Raw genomic sequence first — 1615 nt, 5'->3', positions numbered from 1 at the left:
AGTCGTCCATAGCGGCCCGAACTTTTGCCTGCCTCGGCGTGTACTGGAAGGGACCATCGTCATTTTCAACAGCTTTCTCTGCAACCGCCAGGGCGTCCTTCTTTCTCTCAATGTCTGCTTTCCTGATTTCAATTTCACCTTCCAGGCGGGCCTTTTCCTGAATCAGTTGCCGGACCCTGCTGCTAACAACGTCATCACGGCCCAGTTGTAACTGTTTGTTTCTCAGGGCATTAACCCGTTGTTCCTGAGTGTCAGTAGCCTCTGGTTCAAGACCCACGGCTTCTTCGATGGTGTTAAGAACTGCTTTATGATAATCCGTCAGAGCCTCTTCTGCTTTTGATAGAGCTTCACTTTTCTGCTCCAGAACTAAACCCAGTGCAGCCATTTCCTCGTTATGTGCGGTTTTGGTCTGCTCATCAATGTCTCCAAGATCTTCAATCTCTTGTTTTTTACGATCCAGATTCGCTTGTGCATTCCTTTCTTCAAGCTGTGTACTGGTCACTTCCATACTTTTCCTGTCGTGTTCACGAAGGAATTCTGTGACCTGAGAGTGTTTTTGTCTGGTTAAAGTCTGTTCATCCAATGCTTCACTGAATTCATCTTCTGCTTCCCGAACAAGAGTATCTACATAGACTAAAGTATCGACAAAGTAATCAACTACTTCGTGTAAATGGGGATAACCTGTCGTTTTAATGTCAAGATGTATTTGAGCTCTCAGTTCCTTAAAAATTTCATTTCGTCTTTCTTTACTGTGTCCCTGCAGGAAATGTTTGATGTCCTCTACCCGCTCTTCAAGGGTTTGCTCGTCACCTGCAGTCAGACCCAGCCCGGTCTGAGCTATTTCCATTGCCTGATTAAGAACTGTGTCGATTTCATCCGAGCGGCCTCCGCTGACAGCTGGAGTCCCGGTAAAGAAACATTGTCTGGTATGAATAGCATCCAGTTTTTGCTTAGCTGTCTTCTGCTCACTTTCAGCTTCTTCTATTGCTCGCCTGATTGTCGCTACTTCACGATCAAGAACGTATCGGGGTTTGGGGCCGAGGCGAGCCATTTGCCTGTCAAGTTCATTTTCAATAACTGTGATATGCTCATTAACCTCAGCAACACCTGCTTTGGAAACTTCTTTATCCAGCTGTTTGAGTTTTTTGATAATTAGAATGTTTTGGTTTTCTATACTGGCGTCATCTTTATAGTTCTCAATGTTGAGTTGATGAGCCATTTCATTGTTTCTGCCCCTTCTGATCTCTTCATCGCCATAGGTTTCTTCTACTTCATCCATTAATTCCGAAATTTTGCAGTCAATAGCATACTTGTTGTCATTGAGGTGGACGTCGTTTTCAAACATTAACCCCAGATCATTGGCCAGTTTAGCAAGGAACGTCTTGCCCCCTTCTTTTGCCGCATCGTTTGCAATGGGGTAGATCTGCAGCCTGTCCTCTATATCTTTAAGCAGCCTTTCCTGTTTTCTTACGGCTCGCCGATCCGCAGCTTCGATATAAAAGGCAAGACTGGTTAGCTTATCGTATTTACTGGTCCTTTTTTGAGCAACCGTCTTTTGAACAACTGCGGTGTAAGCTTTCCAGGGAATTTGTTCTATCGTATCCAGCATGGACTC

1 protein-coding gene is annotated in these 1615 nt (G+C 44.8%); it reads right to left on the bottom strand.

Going from position 1 to position 1615, the window contains the following annotated elements:
* A partial coding sequence (locus KDK19_RS13360; RefSeq protein WP_257255268.1) for a hypothetical protein occupies nt 1-1615 on the bottom strand: 1615 nt, incomplete at both ends.

Origin of the sequence: Endozoicomonas sp. ONNA1 (assembly GCF_024606325.1) — a bacterium.
Classification (GTDB): domain Bacteria; phylum Pseudomonadota; class Gammaproteobacteria; order Pseudomonadales; family Endozoicomonadaceae; genus Endozoicomonas_A.
Note: the sequence above shows the minus strand (reverse complement) of the source record. Positions and strands in the feature narration are given on the sequence as shown.